Annotated in this window: 15 protein-coding genes; 4 read left to right on the forward strand and 11 right to left on the reverse strand. The window is 52.1% G+C overall.

Annotated features, from left to right (window positions below; translation table 11 throughout):
- The first annotated feature begins 55 nt into the window (after window positions 1–55).
- Together KNP91_RS08905 and KNP91_RS08910 are read left to right on the forward strand one after the other, a co-directional pair.
- Window positions 56–745 carry a zinc ribbon domain-containing protein gene (locus KNP91_RS08905; protein ID WP_214849695.1) on the forward strand — a complete coding sequence of 230 codons (690 nt, stop codon included), beginning with the start codon at window positions 56–58 and terminating at the stop codon, window positions 743–745.
- Complete coding sequence (locus KNP91_RS08910) at window positions 742–1371, forward strand: hypothetical protein (RefSeq protein WP_214849696.1); 630 nt, start codon at window positions 742–744, stop codon at window positions 1369–1371. The genes KNP91_RS08905 and KNP91_RS08910 overlap by 4 nt, the downstream gene beginning before the upstream one ends.
- Before the next feature lie 70 nt (window positions 1372–1441).
- Here the strand turns inward: KNP91_RS08910 and KNP91_RS08915 are convergent, their stop codons facing one another.
- The gene (locus tag KNP91_RS08915) at window positions 1442–2350 is read right to left on the reverse strand and encodes a Gfo/Idh/MocA family protein (RefSeq protein ID WP_214849697.1); all 909 of its coding nucleotides are present in this window, start codon (window positions 2348–2350) and stop codon (window positions 1442–1444) included.
- 158 nt (window positions 2351–2508) lie between these two features.
- On the opposite strand from KNP91_RS08915, the gene KNP91_RS08920 reads away from it, so the two are divergent.
- Both KNP91_RS08920 and KNP91_RS08925 read left to right on the forward strand, forming a co-directional pair.
- A complete protein-coding gene (locus tag KNP91_RS08920) occupies window positions 2509–3762 on the forward strand; it encodes an SH3 domain-containing protein (protein ID WP_214849698.1) in 1254 nt (417 codons plus the stop codon).
- Window positions 3763–3914: 152 nt separating this feature from the next.
- Window positions 3915–4526, forward strand: coding sequence for an AmiS/UreI family transporter (locus KNP91_RS08925; RefSeq protein WP_012371427.1), 612 nt, complete (start codon window positions 3915–3917; stop codon window positions 4524–4526).
- 316 nt (window positions 4527–4842) lie between these two features.
- Here KNP91_RS08925 and KNP91_RS08930 read toward each other — a convergent pair whose 3' ends face one another.
- Genes KNP91_RS08930 through KNP91_RS08975 form a run of 10 tightly spaced genes read right to left on the reverse strand, consistent with a single transcriptional unit; the run spans window position 4843 to window position 15512 of the window.
- On the reverse strand, window positions 4843–5766 hold the full coding sequence (locus KNP91_RS08930) for an LCP family glycopolymer transferase (RefSeq protein ID WP_214849699.1): 924 nt from the start codon (window positions 5764–5766) through the stop codon (window positions 4843–4845).
- Between the two features lie 34 nt (window positions 5767–5800).
- The gene (locus tag KNP91_RS08935; protein ID WP_214849979.1) at window positions 5801–6541 is read right to left on the reverse strand and encodes a hypothetical protein; all 741 of its coding nucleotides are present in this window, start codon (window positions 6539–6541) and stop codon (window positions 5801–5803) included.
- Between the two features lie 23 nt (window positions 6542–6564).
- On the reverse strand, window positions 6565–7719 hold the full coding sequence (locus tag KNP91_RS08940) for an aminotransferase class I/II-fold pyridoxal phosphate-dependent enzyme (protein ID WP_214849700.1): 1155 nt from the start codon (window positions 7717–7719) through the stop codon (window positions 6565–6567).
- A complete protein-coding gene (locus KNP91_RS08945; protein ID WP_214849702.1) occupies window positions 7716–8783 on the reverse strand; it encodes a lipid II:glycine glycyltransferase FemX in 1068 nt (355 codons plus the stop codon). Before KNP91_RS08945 ends, KNP91_RS08940 begins: the two co-directional genes overlap by 4 nt.
- A complete protein-coding gene (locus tag KNP91_RS08950; RefSeq protein WP_214849703.1) occupies window positions 8764–9384 on the reverse strand; it encodes a sugar transferase in 621 nt (206 codons plus the stop codon). The genes KNP91_RS08945 and KNP91_RS08950 overlap by 20 nt, the downstream gene beginning before the upstream one ends.
- 16 nt (window positions 9385–9400) lie before the next feature.
- On the reverse strand, window positions 9401–10510 hold the full coding sequence (locus KNP91_RS08955) for a glycosyltransferase family 4 protein (RefSeq protein WP_214849704.1): 1110 nt from the start codon (window positions 10508–10510) through the stop codon (window positions 9401–9403).
- A complete protein-coding gene (locus KNP91_RS08960; protein WP_251135969.1) occupies window positions 10498–11841 on the reverse strand; it encodes a nucleotide sugar dehydrogenase in 1344 nt (447 codons plus the stop codon). The genes KNP91_RS08955 and KNP91_RS08960 overlap by 13 nt, the downstream gene beginning before the upstream one ends.
- A gap of 12 nt (window positions 11842–11853) precedes the next feature.
- Window positions 11854–13203 carry a phenylacetate--CoA ligase family protein gene (locus KNP91_RS08965; RefSeq protein WP_214849705.1) on the reverse strand — a complete coding sequence of 450 codons (1350 nt, stop codon included), beginning with the start codon at window positions 13201–13203 and terminating at the stop codon, window positions 11854–11856.
- A complete protein-coding gene (locus KNP91_RS08970) occupies window positions 13193–14230 on the reverse strand; it encodes an NAD-dependent epimerase (RefSeq protein ID WP_214849706.1) in 1038 nt (345 codons plus the stop codon). Before KNP91_RS08970 ends, KNP91_RS08965 begins: the two co-directional genes overlap by 11 nt.
- A complete protein-coding gene (locus KNP91_RS08975; protein WP_214849708.1) occupies window positions 14220–15512 on the reverse strand; it encodes a hypothetical protein in 1293 nt (430 codons plus the stop codon). The genes KNP91_RS08970 and KNP91_RS08975 overlap by 11 nt, the downstream gene beginning before the upstream one ends.
- Window positions 15513–15517: the final 5 nt, after the last annotated feature.

Genomic DNA, 15517 nt, shown 5'->3' on the forward strand with positions numbered 1-15517 from the left:
AAAATATTATTCTCTATAAAAAATAATGTGTCATTTCAATTAGGAGGGATGGTTCATGGAACGTTGTTCACTTTGCGGAACACCGTTGGAAACAGAAGCGACAGCATGTTCCTACTGCAAACATCCTGTCCTCAAAAAACGACAATTCGATGAGGAATCATCTGTCACACCCGTCAAGTCCAGCCGTTACGTCTTATCTTTTATTATCGTTTTTGCAATTGCAGTCGGAGCGATCGGGACGTGGTACGCTTTGACGCAAACCGACTCGACCCACACGACGCTTGCTGCACCCGTCCAGGCCCTGTCCTTGTCGGACTGGTCCGACGAGACCTCTGCCTACAACCAAACCTATTCGTCGGAAAATCCTCCGGCCTCTTACGATATCCTGAAGTTCGTCCGCCAATATACACAAACGGTTCCGGAAACGGCCAACTATTCCAAAGCGACGGATACGTTGGAAACTTTCTCCGCGATCCAGTTCGCGACCTTGGATGCCTTCCAGTCAGAAGTAGATGCCTTACGGACGATTCATGCCGCTTCCGACAGCCCGGTTCCGCCGCGCCTCCAAACCGTTGATTTTAAACGGTTCGTCTCAAAAGGGGATTCCTATCAGGTCAGAACGGTCGAAACCTATCAACTGCCTGTCAATCAACAGCTCGTCACATATGATGTCCGCTATAATGTCCGGTTACATACGGATCATCTGCAAATCACCCACATCGTCCGGACGGAGGTGGACGCATGAGAATTGTCATTCTGCTTCTGTTCTGTAGTTTGTTGATGGGATGTTCGCAGGAACCGTCGCGTATCCAGGACGAGCTGGACCTCGGACAATACACACAGGCGGTCGATCAATCGTCCCGTCAAGATCCGATGCATGATGCGGCTCAGTTGATGGTGCGGCTCGAAACGCAGTTCGCGAGTTACCGTTTTGAAGACAGCATCACTACTGCAAGAACGATTGAAAAGTTACCATTGCCTCAGGATAATCCGATCCGCCTGCGTGCGAAGTCGATTCAGCTGAGTGCTGAAGCGATGCTCGATCGTTTGAAACAGGCAGCGGGCACTTATCAAATCGAGCGCAGCATCCTCGATGATGGGCAGGAAGAAACAACCTTCCCGGCCACGGGTCAGCTCCACGTCTCGTTCGGCCAACCGCATACGTTGCTCGCGACGGTTCAGTATCAGGACTTTGGAACGCCCGATGCTCCGCGAAGTGATACGGAGACCGTCCGCTTCGAACCGGATTTATCAGCCCGTCTCGCCCTCTCCGAAGGACTGGTCAGTTATGTCTTCAGCCGCGCGGGTCTGACCTTAACTTTCGAAGGTCCAGGCGGGAAACGGATCTATCAATTAAAAAAAGTCGATTAGCACACAAAAAACGACCGCGTTCTCTCGATGATCGAAGAGGACACCGTCGTTTTTTGCTGTCTTAACTGACTTATAGTGCGTCCAACCGCTTCACGATTTCCGCACACAGCTCATGGGTTGCCAAACTGTCTTTTCCCGTGACAGACGCTGACGGATGACCATGGACGGTCTCGATGAAGGCATCGACCATCTCGACGAATCCGCGACGGTGCAGGGTCGGTTCCCAGTTATCGAGCGGCAGGCGTAACGTACCGGCTTTCGTCAATCGTTCCACCGACGTCACATCTGTCGCAATCCGTTTTTCATTTGGTCCCATCACTTCGACACGTTCTTCCGTCACGCCATTGTTCCGGTTCATGATACCGATCGCCGTGATGCCGTTCGATTCGAATTGAATCGTCACGTGATGCAGCAATCCGTCGACTTTCTTACCCCGGACTTGCAACTGTTCGATTTCACCTCGACCGGTCAAGAAACGCAGGGTATCCGCGACATGGATGAAATCATCCAAGATGAATGTCTTGGCATCTTCGATGAAGGATGTCCGGTTTTTTTGCATGACGACCAGATTCGGTTCTTCGACTTCAAGTAATGCCCGGTGTGCTGATGCAAACCGGCGATTGAAGCCGGTGATGAAATGCAGTCCTTGTTCTTCCGCCTGTTCTGTTAAGGCCCGGACTTCCTCGACTTCGAGTGAGACCGGTTTATCAATGTAAAGATGGACGCCGGCTGCAAGCAGTTGCTTCGCCTGTTCCGCGTGGACTTTCGTCGCTGAGTGAATCATCGCGACTTGAATCCCTTCCCGAATGACATCATCCAGTGAAGAAAACGTCCCGGCAAACCGGTAAGCGTTCCGCAACCCTTCTGCCTTCTCCTGATCCGTCGAGACAAGATACACTTCCAGGTCTGTCCGCTCTGCATAGACCGGTAAATACGCCTTTTGGGCGATATCGCCTAAACCAATTACTGCTATTTTCATCTGATTTCCTCCTTGAACCTGTCTTTTGCTCTCATTCCCTATGTTAGCCGGTTTCATGCGCTTCGTGTAGGGAAACTATTTTTTTGAAAAAGAAGATAATTTCCTTTTTTTGTTTTATGATAAGAACATATTTTGCAAAAGGAGGGAATGAGTTTTTTATGAAATCATTATTCAGGATTGGTTTGACACTCGTCCTGCTTCTTACCTTATGTCTCCCGGCCCTGCCTGCTCAAGCAGCAAGCTATCAGGTCATCGTCACGTCGACGATTGGGGCAAACATCCGGTCGAAGCCAAGCACAAGTTCATCTGCAACCATTACCCGTCGTGCCCCGTACAAAGCTAAGTTTACCGCTGTGTCTTATTCGAACGGTTGGTACAAGATTAAGGACGGAGGCGCCTATCGTTACCTGTCGAATCAGGTCGCGAAAAAAGTCGGTTCCGGCTCCGTCAAGACATATAAGATTATCGTTTACTCGACGGCAGGCGCGAATGTCCGGACGTCACCAAGTACGGCCTCTTCTAAAAATATCAAACGGCATGCTACATATAAATCAAAGTTCAACGCTGTTTCCTATTCGAATGGCTGGTATAAGGTCAAAGGAAAAACGAACTACTATTATGTCTCGAACCAGGTCGCGAAAAAGCTGACGACAAGTTCGCCGGCTCCGGCAAGCGGCAGCTATCCGGTCGCATCGATGCGTTACTTCAAACTCGGTTCGTCCGGCTATGAACTGACGAAAGAAAGTTTTGCCCGCCGTTATCCGGCCAGTACGACGAAGTTACTGACGGCAATCGTCGCTTATGACGCGGCGGCACAAAAAGGAACGCTCGATCAGACCTTTACGTTGACGTACTCGATGTTAGCCGTCCCTTCCGGCAGCAGCACCGCCGGTTTCCGTTCAGGTGACAAAGTCACGATGCGCCAACTGTTAAACGGGATGTTGATCCGCTCCGGCAACGATGCTGCGAAAGCGATTGCCGTTCGGACTGCCGGTTCGGAATCGAAGTTCGTTTCGCTCATGAACAGCCGTGCGAGCCGCATCGGTATGTCGGCCAGTCATTTCATGAATCCGCACGGCTTCTATCATCCAAGCCACTATACGACGGCAGCGGATATGCAGAAGCTTGCCAATACGTATGCGAATTACAGTTATCTGATGACGGTCAGCGGACGTAAATCGTTCCAGACGACCGTTAAAGGACCTTATGCCCGGACGTTGACGTGGTATCATACGAACACGTCACTTCCAGGCGACACACGTGTTTATGCGAGCAAGACCGGTTATACGCCGGAATCTGCCTATACACGCGTCTTCTTCATCAAAAAAGGATCGACACGTTACGGTCTCGTTACGTTAAAAGGAACACTTCCGCAAACCGAAACGACATTACGTTCTGTCCTCAACCGTTAAGACCAGACTCTCGGATTCGCTTTCTGCTGAAAGTAATATCCGGAGTCTTTTTTTGTTATTTCCACCTGAAAAATTTCACTTGCAATGGAAGCGAATTCATCATATGGTGGAAGTAACAATCAGACGTCTGACGTCTTAATGGAGGAATTCACGTGGGAAATGTAAGTTTGTTATTCGGAGGCGTCGCCCTCTTTTTAAATAGTCTGTCGCTGTTCGGGAAAGTCGATTTGAAGAGCGCCGGTCTTTTTAGTTTGTTGACCGGTTTATTGCAGACCTTCATCGCGACTTGGCTCGTCATCGGGGCAGCCGGGGATCCGGCGCTGACGTTCGGGTATGCGAGCATCTATTTATTCGCCTTTACGTACCTGTATGTCGGCATCACGTTTTTATTTGGTCTCGACGGCAGCGGTGTCGGCTGGTTCTCATTGTTCGTCGCCATTTCTGCGCTGTTTTATGCCGGCGTCAGCTTCAGTACCGGTGACATCATCGGCGGTGCGACGTGGTTATTCTGGGTCATCCTCTGGGGACTGTTTTTCCTCGGGATGGGATTGAATATGAGCCTCGATGCGCTGACGGCTCGTGTCGCGATCGTCCTCAGCTGGTTGACGCTGATCGTGCCTGCCCTCGTCGGTCTCCGGTTCGGGACGACAGGTGCCAACTACCAGCTCATCTGGAGTGCAGCCGCCATCATGACGGTCTTATATTTCATCTATGCGGCTGTGAAGTTTCTCCCTGTCCGTACAATCGTCCGTTCAAAAAACTAAAAAGCTTCGTTTATTCCGACTCAGACGTCAAGGGGCTGACTCAAAAGTCAGATTCTACAAAGAGAAGGGTGGCAGAATTGGAATCTGCCACCCTTTTCGCGTTAAAAAAGAAACACTCTTTTCACGCGACTCCTACAGGAAAAAGCGCATGTTGCGCTGTCAGAGACAAATAAGACCCGGGTTTCTGCCTGATTCAGGCAGGAAAACTGGCTTGTGTCTCGCCTGAGGAAAGGGCGTGAAAGAATGAGTGTTTCTTTTTTGAGTCAGCTCCTTTTCTCGCCTAACAAGAATTACGCTTTTCTCAGTTGCTGAACCATCACTTCAGTTCCTTTTTCAACTCGGTCTGGACCTGTTTCAGCGAAGCCGCTGTCGGATGCCAGTAGTAGATGTGATCCGATTCGATGCCGCCACTTCCTTCAAGAGACAAGGTCTTGACCTGTTTCAGACTGTCCCGGTAATCGGTCGCAAGCTTCCGCACGACAGGAAACGGGATATCGGTTTTGACGTTTTGACCGAGTGCCGTCAACACATCGTTAAAGCGTGTCAAAGAAAAATCATCCGTCAGTTTATCCACGACGGCCTGGACGACCTGCCGTTGCCGGATTTGCCGTCCGAAGTCGCCCCGCGGATCGTCATGACGCATCCGGGCGTAGGCCAGCGCTTCCTTCCCGTTCAACGAGACTTGACCTTTCGGGAACTGCATCTCGTAGTAAGAGAAATCAATATCATTTTCAACCGTCACCCCGTCGACGGCATTGACTAAATCGGTGAACCCTTTCAGATTGATTTCGGCGAAGTAGTCGATATTCAGGTCCAATAAATGCTCGACCGTATCCCGTGCCATTTCCGGACCTCCGAAAGCATAGGCATGATTGATTTTGTCGTTCGAACCGACGCCGATGATCTCCGTCTTCAAGTCGCGGGGAATGCTGAGCATCTTGCTTTCTCCGGTTGCCGGATTAACCGTGACGACGATGATCGTATCACTCCGCCCGGCTTCGTTCCCCCGCTGATCGACACCGAGTAATAAAAACGACAATGCCTTTTGCTGATTGGCCGGTTTGCTCTTCGAGGTTTTTGCCGGTTGGGACGGCGGCGTCGCCTCGACATGTGCCGGATCCGTCACCTCCGCCTGCTTGCCCGTCTGGTGATCCGCCTGTTGGATGTACCCACCTGATCCGAAAAAAACGAGTAACCCGATACCAACCACTGTTATGATTAGCCACGTCCATTTTTTCATCACGATATCCCCCTTTCTTTCGGATCAAGTCGATTTACGATTGCTCGTCGGAGACGATCATCACCGCATTGCTCCAACTGCCGAACAAGGCTGTGATGACACCGATGCTCGGTGCCTCCCGTCCCTCACTGAATCGCTGATAATGAGCAATCGTCAAGCCATCCATTTCAGCTGCCGCTTCCCGTAAAATGCGTAAAACCTCTTCTTCTGTCCAGCGTTTGCGTGGTTGTTCAATCCCGATGATTTCCAGGGCATTGCTCCACGATCCGTAACGTCTCGCAATCGTCGCCACCGTCGGCCGGTTTTTGCCCGCTGCCCACTTCGTATAAGTCTGGCTCGTCAGGACGGATAACGTCTCTTGTGCTTCGAGTAACGATTCGATGATCCGGCGCTCCATCTCCTGCACCCGTTCCTTTAAGATCTCTGCTTCCGATAATGCCTGCTGCCACGAGTTGAATTGATGGACGATATCGGTCAAGCTCGGCGCCTGATGTTGCTGAGCCCATTCACGGTATGTCGCACTCGTGAAGGGTTCCAGTTCCTCCTTTGCGGCCCGTAAGGCCTCGATGATATCCGACTTGGTGAAGGCTACCCGGACGTTACCGATACCGGCCCGTTCGAGAGCGATCTGCCATGATCCGAATAAAATCAGGATTTCCGCGACGCTTGGATACTGGGTATTCAGTTGCCAGCGAAAGTAGGTATTTGCCGTCAGTTCATTTTTCCCGTTCGCAGCGAGACGGAGTGCTTCAATCGCTTCCTCCAAATCGCTCATCACGATGTCTCCCTCCCACACATTCATAACTGAACATTTCGTCGAACATCTTCAACGAGTCCTTGGCGAACAAAACGAATGACCAATGCTTGATCCGTAAAGCTCATTTGTGAAGCGGACGGTAAACAGATCCCTTCCTCGAATAGACGGCGGCTGACATCCTCTTCATTCGCCGTGATGTAAGGTACATCCCGGTAAACAGGTTGCAAGTGCATCGGTTTCCAGGCCGGACGCGCCTCGATGTTTTTTTGCTGCAACTGCTGAATCAACGCATCCCGTTGCTGCATGCCGCCCGGTAATGTCAGTGCCGTCAGCCAGCGGTTTGCCCGGCTTCCTTCGATTTCCTGCTGGTAATGTGACGCGTCGACCGTCTCAAAGGCCCGGACATACCGTTCGAAAATGGTCCGCCGTGCTTCGACCCGCTCTTCAATCACTTCCAGCTGGCCGCGTCCGATTCCGGCAGAGACATTGCTCATCCGGTAATTGAAGCCGACTTCCGTATGCTCATAATGTAAGACGGGCTGACGGGCTTGTGTCGCGAGATAAAAGGCCCGTTCGATCAAGCGGGTGTCATTTGAGACCAACATACCCCCGCCCGACGTCGTGATGATTTTATTGCCGTTAAACGAATAGATACCGAATGTTCCGAACGTGCCTGTCATCCGACCGTTGATCGTCGATCCGAGTGATTCTGCCGCGTCCTCGACCAGCGGTACATCATACTCCTCACAGATGACGGCAATCTCTTCGATCTTCGCGACAACGCCGTACAGATGGACGACGATGACGGCTTTCGGCAGGCGTCCCCGGGTCGCGGCTTGAATCATCGCCCGTCGCAGTGCTGCCGGTGACATGTTCCACGTCTCCGGTTCGGAATCAATCAAAACCGGCCGTGCACCGACATAACGGATCGGATTTGTCGAAGCGATGAAAGTCAACGACTGACAGAAGACATCATCTCCGGCCGTCACGCCGAGTGTCGCCAGTGCCAAATGGATGGCGGCTGTCCCGCTGCTCGTCGCGAGTGTCGCAGCGGAACCGCTGTATGTTTTCATTGCTGCTTCGAAGGCTTCGACATTCGGACCGAGCGGCGCAACCCAGTTCGTTTCCAAGGCTTCCGTGACATAACGCATTTCCTGACCACTGAGATGTGGGATCGATAACGGGATGTGTTTCATGATGACTGCTCCTCCCTTGGTGACAGTTGGCGGACAGGTGTCCGGTAGGCCGGAAACCAGTCCTGTGACGACAGGACGTTGTGTGTGAGATGCTGTTCGGATAACTGACGGTACAGTAAAGGATGGAGCACAGATTTTCCAAGCGTAAACGGCGTCTGGCGATGGCTGAAGGAACGTTTATAGGCGAGCAGGCTGTCATCCGCGTTCCGCGTCGTCCCGCCCCCGAGATGAAGGGCTGTTTTTCCGAGTGCCTTGGCACGGCGGATCATTTCAGCGAACAGCAGATGGTTCGGACGGGCACTTAGTTCCGCCGGATCAGATGCACCGAGATGATAATGCGCAAACTGGTGACCGTAGAGAACGATACAACCGGCAATGATCTTTCCTTCCCGTTCGGCGACCAGTAACTCGGCCGGCAACCGCCCGTCCTGAAACTGGTGAAAGTACTGGTCAGTGAAGTAATAACGGGCATCGGCCTGATGTTTGTCCATCGTCAGCCGGTAAAGTTGGATGAACTTGGCATACTCGTTTTGTCCGGCGACCCGGACCGTCACGTCTTCCCGGGCGGCTTTTTTAATGTTGCGCCGCGTCATCGAAGAGAACTGACTTTCAATCGTCTCGAACGGTTCGGTCAAATCGACCGTCACCGTCTGTTGCAGGACGGTCGTCGTTTCACACCAGCTTCGTCCGAGCTCATCATTTTCGAGGAGCGGATGAAACCGGATCGTTTCGCTGACAATCCGTTCCGCCTGACAATACTCGAGAAAGTGCTGCCGGATGTCCTCGATTTGATCGCTCGACCAAAGTCCGACGAAGATCGGTCCGCCGTATCCGTATGGCGTCGTTAAGTCTTGAAACGGTGTCCCGGTGATCCGGCGTTTCAAGTACGGATAAATCAGAATCCCGAACTCCGAAGGATGAACGTACATCTCCGGCACGGCTTCCGGTTCTTGGGCCAGTTTAAAGTAAGCGTACTCATAATAACAATCGAGTCCGTACCGGGCGACGAGCGCATCCCATTCCAAAGGATCATGAATCAGACGTTCATTGCTTAGCGACATCATGATGGACACCCCCGTCGAGTCCCTTGAACTCACCCATCCCCGTCTGGTGATCGGTCGAATTCCCTTCTGAAGAAATGACAATCTTCACGCTTTTCCACAAGATGTATAAATCGAGTCGGAACGTATGGTTCGCTGCATACCATTGATCCTGTTCCAACCGTTCCTGCCAGGTCGTCGCGTTTCGACCGTGGATTTGTGCCCATCCGGTCAAGCCCGGCAGGACATCATGCCGTGTCATCTGTTCTTTTGAGTAATGATTCAAATAGCTGACGAGCAGCGGACGGGGTCCGACAAAACTCATCTGTCCCCGCAGAATGTTAAAGAACTGGGGGATCTCGTCAAGACTCAGGCGCCGGATCCATTCGACCGATTTTGGAATCCGGTCGGCATCCGGTAACAGCTTGCCGTCCGCATCGGTTTCGTTCGACATCGTCCGGAACTTATAAATCTTGAACAGTTCGCCTTTGTACCCCGGACGGACTTGATTAAAGAAGATCGGTCGTCCGAGCTTCGTATAGATGAATACGGCGACAAAGGCATAGACCGGCAACAGGACGAGGATGGCGATTAGACTGACAGTGAAATCGAATGTCCGTTTCATGATAACGTCCTCCTTCTCATAAATTCGAAAAGAGATTGAGTTGCCGCTTGATGACATCTGCTTCGTTAAAGTGTTTCATCGCCCGTTCGAATCCGGCCCGTCCCATTTCAGACGCGACGTCCGGCTGTTCGACCAGATTCAGCATCCGCCGGGCCAGTTGTGTTTCATCCTGTACCTCGACCAGATAACCGGTTTTGCCGTCGACTACTTCTTCCCGACAGCCGCGGATGTTTGTCGCAATGACCGGTTTCGCCGTCGCCATCGCTTCGATGATCGAGCGGGGAACACCTTCGCGGTGCGACGGTAACACGAACGCATCGACTTGATGCAACAGTTCCGGTACATCTTCGACGAAACCGAGATAATCGATGTTCGGGATTTCCCGGATCCGTTTCCTGAACGTATGCTTCGTCGTCTGATCGCGTTCGCTTTCCATCATCTCACCGGCAATCATCAGCCGGACGTCCGGTTGGACCGAGACGACCTGCTCGAAAGCGGTCAGCAGTTCGAGAATTCCTTTCTCTTCAACAATCCGGCCGATGAATAAAAACGTGAATGGTCCGGTCGTTTGGCGAGGTCGGGGATAGAACCGGGTCAAGTCGATCCCGTTCCCGAGATGCATCAGACGGGTCGTATTTTTAAATCGTTTCCGGTTCGCCAGTTCGTAGTCTTCCTGACTTTGGAGCAACAGATAATCCGTCGCGAACCGTGCCAGCCATTTCTCAACGGAATACGTCAGCTGGTACGTGACACGTCCCATCTTTTCGTGAAAATAAAAACCGTGTGCCGTATAGACGATGTGTTTCGTTCCCGCCCGCTTCGCCGCGACCCGGCCAAGGGCCGCCGCGACCGGTGTGTGCACATGCACGGCATCATACTGTTCGTCTTTTAAAATCTGGACGATCGAGCGAATCGTCTTCCAGTTACTCGTCCAGTCGATTTTCCGTTCGATCGGAATGTCATGCATCGTAAATCCTTGCGCAGCGAGTTTCGATGCCGCCCCGGTGTCGGCACAGGCAATCCCGACTTCGTGTCCGGCATTTTGCAAGGCTAGCAGCAACGGTTTCAACATCGTCTCGGCCGTCGTATCGAGGGCGCAGACCTGAAGGATTTTTAAAGTCGCCATAAATGCACCCCTTCCGGTTTTTCTGACGGCGTCAGCATCCCTTTGATATCGATGACGATGCCGCGACCGACTTTGAGCAGGTGTTGCGCAAGCAGCCAGTTGCCTTCGACGTACTCTTCATGCGAGACGGCGAAGATGACGACATCGGCTGGTTTTAAGTCTGCTAAATCGACTAAATCGATGCCGTACTCGCGTTTCGCGTCCCCTTTTTCGACGAGACGATCCGTTACCTGGACTTCAATTCCGAACTCTTCGATTTCCTTGACGAGGTTCGCAACTTTCGAGTTCCGGATATCGCTGACGTTTTCCTTGAATGACAGACCAAGCACCGTCACTCGTGCACCAAGAACCGGCATGTTTTGTTTAATCAGATTCTTGACGAGCGACGTGGCGATGAACCGTCCCATCGTGTCGTTGATCCGCCGTCCGGCGAGGATGACTTCCGGATGATAACCGAGTGATTCTGCCTTCATCGTCAAGTAGAACGGGTCGACACCGATGCAATGACCACCGACGAGTCCCGGACGGAACGGTAAGAAGTTCCACTTCGTTCCGGCGGCCTCGAGGACCTCAAGCGTATCGATGTTCATCCGGTCGAAGATGATGGCCAGTTCGTTCATCAGCGCGATGTTCAAGTCGCGTTGCGTATTCTCGATGATTTTTGCGGCTTCCGCGACTTTGATCGATGAGGCCCGGTGGACGCCGGCTTCGACGACCGCTTCATAGACTTCAGCGACGATATCGAGTGTTTCTTCGTTTTGGGCCGAAACGATTTTTTTGATCGTCTTGAACGTATGCTCATGATCGCCGGGATTGATCCGTTCCGGCGAGTAGCCGACGAAGAAGTCGACCCCGGCCTTCAGACCGGATGCTTCTTCAAGGACCGGGATACAATCTTCCTCCGTCGCTCCCGGGTAGACCGTCGACTCGTAGACGACGATATCCCCTTTGTTTAACTGGCGTCCGACGAGTTGCGACGCACGGAGGAGCGGCGTCAAATCCGGCTGATTTTGCGCATTGATCGGTGTCGGAACAGCGATGATGATGAAGTCGCTTGCTCCGAGTGCCGCTGCGTCGGTGACGTATTCGACGTCGGCATTCTTAAGAACGAATGGACTAAGTTCAAGCGTCGCATCGATGCCCTCTTTCAGTTCGGCAACCCGCTGTTCTTTGATGTCAAAGCCGACGACTTCCGTTTTTTCACCAAAGGCGACAGCGACGGGAAGCCCGACATATCCGAGACCGACGACGGCAATCGAACGGTTGGCGATGGGGAGTGATCGTGTTTGGGCTGCTGTCGTATCTACGATGTGTTTGACTGCCTTGTTCATGATGGATTCCTCCTATTTCATCGACTGTTTGACGATCAGCGTTTTTCCATTCGGCTCCTGCTTCATCTGCTGGACCGGCTCGAGCGTGACTTTCATCGAGGATCCAAGGAGTTTCTGCATCTCCCGCAAGAGGATTTTTTCATGTTTCGGTACGAATCGTTGCTCGTCGGGAATGTAGCGCAGTGTTACATGATTCAGCTCATGTTGTTCGACCTGCAGGCGTAGAACCGAGTTCGGCAGTTCCCGGGCAATCGTCGTGATGTCGCCTTCAAAGACCTTGCCGCGCTTTTCACTGACGATGAAACTCGTTCCCCGTCCGTCAATCGACTCGATGACCGGTCCGTTCAGTCCGCAGGTGCAGGCTTCCCGTCCGAGTGTCATCCGGTCGCCGATCCGGTAACGGACGAGCGGTGTGCCGCGGGTCGTAAAACACGTGACGACGACTTCTCCCAGGTCTCCATACGGTTCGATGATGCCGGTTTCGTGATGGAGATGGAGTTTACGTTCCCGGCATTCCGAAATGATCGGTGCCCCTTCCGATGAGCCGTATTGATCAAAGACCGGTGCTTGAAATGCTTCTTCAAGTAAGCGCCGCATCTCCGGCGTCACCGTTTCCGATGTCGGAAAAATCGCAACGAGTGAGAAGTCGAGCCGCAAATCATGTTTCAGCAGATATAAGGCAATCTCGAGCATCGCGGTCGGTGTCCCGTCGAGTGCTGCCGGTCGGAACCGGTTCAACTCTTCGAGATAAGCCGGAAAATTTTCTTCTTTCATATGAAAAATAGATAACAACAGTTGATTAAGCGGTCGGTTCATCCGCCAAAAGATCGGCTTCTTTTGATCGATTGCCGTCAACGTTCGTCCGGTGAAACTGGCGCGCCGCATCCCGGAACGAAACCCGTGCAACTCTTTAAAGTAATCAAGATGCGCCATCCGTTCCTGGACGTCTTCCCGCATGAAGGCGACTTGGAGCGATTTCCCACTCGTCCCGCCGGTCCGGCCGCGTACCGGCGCATCGACTTCTGACATGAAGGCTTCGTTTTGTTGCCGTAACGTTTCTTTTTCAAGGATCGGAATCGTCTGTAGCTGGTCGAGTGACGTAAAAGGAAGACGGATGTCGTGCTCCTGAAACAGCTTCCGGTAATATGGTGTGTGTTCCTGGATAAACAGGAGAAACGTATTCAACCGTTCGAGCTGTTCGATCCGGTAATCGACGGTCCGGTCTTTGACCCGTAACTCCTGAAGTTTTTTCTCATATCCCGGACCGTACCGTTCCTGCATCAGCTTTTTTCCATACATCGATGTCAAAATATTCTGAATAAATATCGGGGAGTTGTAGTAAATCTCTTCTTTAAGCGCCATCCTGGACTTCCTCCTTCAGCCGGTAATGCTGTTCGTACCAGTCGATGAATGCATGGACACCTGCTTCAATGGTCGTTTGCGGTCGGTAACCAATCGTCTCGAACAACGATTCAACATCAGCAAAACTTTCAGGAACGTCTCCCGCTTGCAGCGGCATTTCATGTTTGATCGCTTTTTTACCAAGCCGCTCTTCAATCAGGGAGACGAATTCGTTCAGCCGGATCGGACTGTGACTGCCGATGTTAAAGACACGGTATGGAACATTACTCCGGTCGGGCAACGGATTTTCCTGATCAAATGCCGGGTCGGCGGCGGGTTCTGTCTGCATCAGCCGGTAAATGCTTTCGATGATGTCGTCGACGTAAGTGAAGTCCCGCCCCATCTCTCCGTAGTTGTAAAGATCAATCGGCTGTCCGTTTGCGATTGCTTCCGTGAACTTGAACAAGGCCATATCCGGTCGTCCCCACGGTCCATAGACACTGAAGAACCGGAGACCGGTCGTCTTGATGCCGTACAGGCTGCTGTACGTATGCGCCATCAGCTCATTCGCTTTTTTCGAAGCGGCGTAGAGGCTGAGCGGATGGTCGACGGCGTCCGTCGTCGCGAACGGCATCTTCGTATTCGATCCGTAGACGGAACTTGAAGATGCGTAAATCAATTGTTCGACCGGATGATGCCGGCAGGCTTCGAGGATGGACAAGAATCCGACGATGTTCGATGTGATGTAGACATCGGGACGATCGATGCTGTAACGGACGCCGGCTTGGGCGGCTAAATGGAGCACCAGGTCAATCTGTTCCGTCTCGAAAATCCGGTTGATTGCTGTCGCATCTTCAAGTGACACCCGGTAAAATGTATAGCGCTTCGGATCCAGTTCCATCAAGCGGGCTTCTTTTAATGTCGGATCATAATAATCGTTGACTTCATCCAGCCCGATGACCCGGTACCCTTCCGCCATAAAGCGACGTGCCGCATGAAATCCAATGAATCCTGCAATCCCGGTAATTAAAATCGTCTTATTCTGCACGTTTCTCAACCTCCTCGAAGTGGTGGAGCACTTGATAGCGGATGTAATGAATTGATGTATAAGCAATCAGCAGCATCGGAAACAGTTTATACCGGTGGCGGATCGCTGTTCCGACATTCCCTGTCCCGAGACCGAAGATGACGGCGTTGACGATGAAGAGAATCAGCATGAACAGCAGCACACTTCCGAGCGAATGTTGTTTTAAATACTTCAGATGCATCAGGGTCAAGACGGCTAACAGGAGATAAAAAGCCGCATCGGCGAAGAAAATCGCGATATTCATGACACTGGACCACTGCCACGGAAACGGCGAGAACAGGAAGTAAACCATCCGCAGCGGCGCGTACAGGACCATATCCGACGGTCCGGTCACCGACAGCCCGTTCAAGTAAGCCGATCCTCCGCGGTCATAACTCATTCCGCTGAACAGCTGACCATTTTCCGAGACGTGGGTGAACTTTGCGAACAACACGTCCTGGAAGCTGTAGACGATGAACCCGACGATGACGACCTGAACAATCAACCGCTGGACTTTCGATGCTTCAAAGTCCATCCGTTGCGTCTCGTGATTATAAAAGGAGAAGTAGACGAGCAGGACCAGAATCCCAATCGCGAGTCCCGAGTGAAAGACGGTGCTGATGAAGTAACCGAGATAGGCAAAGGTCAGACTCGCCGCCGACTTATCAAGCGTCCAGCGCACCATATAATACAAGGTGTAGACGATGCCGAGTGCGACGAGCTGATCGCGCAGAAGGATTGGCGAAAGCAGTAATCCTTGAGCGAAGAAAGCAAACACACCGGTCGCAATCAACACGTAATGCATCGGCAGTTTCAGGAGCAGCAGCGTTTTCGACAGGATGACGATCGAGACGACGCCGAGAATGACGTTGAAGTACTGGGCGAGCATCCGTTCCGGACCAAATGCGAGATAAAAGATACCTAAAAATTTGGAGTAACTTCCCCGGACGACTTCATTGAACATCGTCGGATCGGTATATATCAGCAATCCTTCGAGATGAAACGCTTCCGTATCGTCCCCGCTGTGCGGCGGGAGCCGGAACAGTTCGAGATCGACCAGCATCAAGGTCAGCCGGATCAGGAATGCCGTCACGAAAATCAGGAACAACGGGGTCGTATCGGCTTGCCGGAGAAGATAAAACATCAGCAAAACCGAGTTGATGGCAAGGACGGTTGCGACGTAACCTTCGGAAGTCAAAAAGAGCGGTCGGACCAATTGGCTGAGCAAGGCTTCGAGAACGACGACAATCAGGATCGGCCGCATGCTTT

The organism is Exiguobacterium sp. s138 (genome assembly GCF_018618775.1).
Lineage (GTDB): Bacteria > Bacillota > Bacilli > Exiguobacteriales > Exiguobacteriaceae > Exiguobacterium_A > Exiguobacterium_A artemiae.